At 73.5% G+C, this 3,749-nt stretch carries 4 protein-coding genes; all 4 read left to right on the forward strand.

What is annotated here, in order from left to right; translation table 11 throughout:
• The coding region (locus GUY59_RS46390; protein WP_201762154.1) for a hypothetical protein at positions 1–767 on the forward strand (767 nt) is incomplete at its 5' end.
• Between the two features lie 11 nt (positions 768–778).
• The gene (locus GUY59_RS46395) at positions 779–1,921 is read left to right on the forward strand and encodes a GNAT family N-acetyltransferase (protein WP_138208720.1); all 1,143 of its coding nucleotides are present in this window, start codon (positions 779–781) and stop codon (positions 1,919–1,921) included.
• 85 nt (positions 1,922–2,006) lie between these two features.
• The gene (gene ruvC / locus GUY59_RS46400) at positions 2,007–2,537 is read left to right on the forward strand and encodes a crossover junction endodeoxyribonuclease RuvC (protein ID WP_138208721.1); all 531 of its coding nucleotides are present in this window, start codon (positions 2,007–2,009) and stop codon (positions 2,535–2,537) included.
• 319 nt (positions 2,538–2,856) lie between these two features.
• The gene (ruvA, locus tag GUY59_RS46405) at positions 2,857–3,477 is read left to right on the forward strand and encodes a Holliday junction branch migration protein RuvA (protein ID WP_138208722.1); all 621 of its coding nucleotides are present in this window, start codon (positions 2,857–2,859) and stop codon (positions 3,475–3,477) included.
• Positions 3,478–3,749 lie beyond the last annotated feature (272 nt).

The raw sequence follows: 3,749 nt of genomic DNA on the forward strand, positions 1-3,749 counted from the left end.
CGCGTGCGGCCGCCGGAGGACCGGGCACGGCGGCCGTGGCCGTCGGGGTGACCGCGCTGGTCGTGGTCGTGGCCGTCGCGCTCGTGTGCGCCTGGCCGTGGATCGACGGGCTGCTCACCTCGCCGGGAACCGAGTCGGGCGGGCTGCGCACGCAGCTGAACACGTGGGTGCCCGCGATCGCCGGCGCGCTGGTCTCCGTGGGCGTCGCCTACCTGGCGGCGCTCGGCATCGGCGGCCTGCGCCCGCTGGGGGCCATGAGCGAGTGGCTGCTGCTCGCGTTCGCACCCTGGTTGTTCGCCGGTACGGGCGTGTTCGCCGTCGCCAACTGGCAGAACATGCGCAACCTCGGCCTCATCGACACGTTCGCCGCGCTCGTCCCGCCCCTCCTCGTGAGCGTCCCCGCGCTGCTCGTGCTCACGTTGTTGTGCAAAGGGCTGGCGGAGCGGGCCGGCGGCGACTTCTTCAGCGGCGTGTTCCTGCCCTCGCTCCCCATGGCCGGGATCCTCGCCGGCGCGGTCGCGCTGGTGAACGCCCAGGACCTGCTCTGGCCGCTGCTCGTCGCCCAGCAACCGGAGTCGTTCACCGCACCCGTCGCCCAGGCGGCCCATCTCGGCGCGTACACCGCCGCCTCACCTGACGTCGGCGCGGCCACGCCGCCGGTCGTCGTCGCCGTCGCCCTGGCCGCCGTCGTGGCCGCCCAGCTGCTCTATCTCGACAGGCTCGCCCTCACGGCAGACGGTTCGCGAACGCGCACGCCCTCCGCATAAGTTGGCTGACTGTGGAGATACGCGACCTCACCCCTGACGACCTCGACGACGCCCTTGACCTTCGCAGACGCGCCTTCGGCCCGCTGCCGCCACAGAACAGGGAGCGGTGGCGACAGGCTGTGCTCCCCAACCTCGGCGAGGGCCGCTACCTGGGCGCCTTCGACGGCACCAGACTGACCGCCACGGCGCGGCTGCGCGGGTTCACCCAGTGGTGGCACGGCAGGCCGCAGCCGATGGCCGGCATCGCCGGGGTCACCGTGGCGCCGGAAGACCGCGGCCGCGGCCTCGGCACCACGATCATGCGCGCGGTCGTCGAACGCGGCAGGGCGTTCGGGGACGCGATCTCCGCGCTCTATCCGGCCACCACCGGCATCTACCGCTCGCTCGGCTACGAGCACGCCGGGGCCCAGCACAGCGTGCGGATGCCGGCCGAGCTGCTGCGCCAGATCAGGCCGTCCGGCGCCGTCAAGCTCCGCAGGATGGGTCCGGGCGACGTGGGGGAGGTCGTCTCCATCCTGCGCCGCGTGCACGGCGCCGCCCGCGCCGGCGGGCCGATCTCCTGGGACGAGCACACCTGGAGCCAGTGCCTCGGGGACGAGGACGACTTCCTCTACCTCGCCGACGACGGTTTCGTCGTCTATCGCTGGCACGGCGAGGACATGCTGGTCGACAGCCTCGTCGCGGGGTCCGGGGAGACGCTCAGGGCGCTGTGGGGCGTGGTGGGCAGCGCGTCGTCGATCGCGCGGGACGTCGTCGCGCACGTGGCTCCCGACGACCCGGTGTTGTGGTTGCTGCGCGAGCGGACGATCGAGCAGGTCACGCAGCGACGGTGGATGTTCAGGGTGCTGGACGTCGTCGCCGCGGCCGAGCGCAGGGGATACCCGGCGCACCTGTCCGGCGAGGCCGTCGTCACCGTGGACGACCCCCTGGGAGGGGGCGGCACGTGGCGGCTGGAGTTCTCGGGCGGCTCGGCCGCGGTCACCCCTGCCGGGCAGCCGGGGGTGAGGCTGAGCATCAACGGCTTCTCCGCCCTGTACGCCGGGATTCCGGCGGCCACATTGCGGCTCAGCGGGCTCATGTCCGGAGATGAGCGATACGACGAGACACTCGACGCCGCCTTCGCCGCCAGGCCGTACATGCTGGAGGACTTCTGACGGGCGTTTCCCGGTGCGCGGCCACCGCGGGCGGAGTAGAGTCTCGTGCCGAACAGATGTTCGGCGTATACGGGAGGGCATGCCGGTGCGGGTCATGGGCGTCGATCCGGGGCTGACCCGGTGCGGGCTGGGCGCTGTCGAAGGGCGTCCGGGCGCGCCGCTGACGCTCGTGTCGGTCGGGGTGGTGCGCACCGGCGCCGACGAGGAGCTCGGCGCCCGGCTCGTCGGCATCGAGGCCGGGATCGAGAAATGGCTCGACGACGTGCGTCCCGACGCGGTCGCGGTCGAGCGCGTCTTCAGCCAGCACAACGTACGCACCGTCATGGGCACGGCGCAGGCCGCGGGGATCGCGGTGCTGTGCGCGGCCCGGCGCGGGCTCCCCGTGGCGCTGCACACGCCGTCCGAGGTGAAGGCTGCCATCACCGGCAGCGGCACGGCCGACAAGAAGCAGATCGGCGCCATGGTGACGCGGCTGCTGCGGCTCGCCGAGATGCCCAGGCCCGCCGACGCCGCCGACGCGCTCGCCCTGGCCATCTGCCACGTCTGGCGCGGCGGCGCCCAGCACCGCCTCGCCGCGGCCCTCGCCAAGGCCACCAAGAAGGGGCCCGGGTCGTGAGGGCCCTGGAGCCGCACCGGGCGTCGTTCCGGTCCAGGCGGCAGACTCTGACGGGCCGGCCCTCTCGATGGCCGCGCGTTCCCGCTCGCGGCGGGGTGGTTCGAGCGCCGGCGCCACCGGCCGTGTGCGGCGGGCCGGCTGTTGCGACCGTCGGTCGTCTTCTTCGTCCGCGGAAACAGGCGGTTCGGGCACGCCGGGCCGTCCTCGCCGTTCGCGACGCGGGGAGGGGCAGACCTGCGGGGCGGAAGGTTCAGCGCGGCGCGCGACATTCTGCGGCAGAGGGCGGGGTTGTGATCGAAGTGAGGACAGGAGGCGTGTGGTGATCGCGTCGGTGGCGGGAAAGGTGACGGCGATCGCGCCCGACGGAGCCGTGATCGAGGTCGGCGGCGTCGGGATACTCACCCACTGCACCCCCGGCACGCTCGCCACGCTCCGCGTCGGTGAGGAGGCGCGCCTGGCCACGTCGCTCGTGGTGCGCGAAGAGTCCCTCACGCTGTTCGGCTTCGCCACCGACGACGAGCGGGCGGTGTTCGAACTGCTGCAGACGGCCAGCGGCGTCGGGCCGAAGCTGGCACTGGCGATGCTGGCCGTGCACACGCCCAACGCGCTGCGGGTGGCGGTGGCCGCCGCCGACCTGAAGGCGCTGACGCAGGTGCCGGGCATCGGGCAGAAGGGGGCGCAGCGCATCGTGCTGGAGCTCAAGGACCGGCTCGGCACGCCGGAGGCGGCGGTCGACGCCGCGCTCAACGGCGAGCGGAAGGCGGCGGCCTGGCGCGAGCAGGTGCATTCGGGGCTGGTGGGGCTCGGCTACTCCGGCAAGGACGCCGACGAGGCGATCGCCGCCGTCGAGCCCGACGCCGAGGCCGAGCTCGCCGCCGGCCGGCAGCCGCGCGTGGCCCCGCTGCTGAAGGCCGCGCTGCGCTCGCTGAGCGTGCAATGAGTCATTACGGCAAAGCCGGCGTCACCGCACGCGCCGACGTGGCTTGCCGCCCGTCATGGCCGGTCGTGAAGGCTCACGTGGTGCCCGCCGTGACGAGCGGACCGTGGACCGGCTTCCGTGGTTCAGGGGCGACCGGGCCGTCTCTCGTGGACGATGGTCGGTCGGGGTGTGGGGCGCCGGGCGGGCATGGTGGTCCTTCGGGGCGTGCGGTGACCGGTGGGACCGCCGCTTCCGGAGCGGACGGTGTGCCCGATGGGGGCGCGGGATTCGAT

Origin of the sequence: Nonomuraea sp. K271, assembly GCF_009908215.1 — a bacterium.
GTDB lineage: Bacteria > Actinomycetota > Actinomycetes > Streptosporangiales > Streptosporangiaceae > Nonomuraea > Nonomuraea longispora.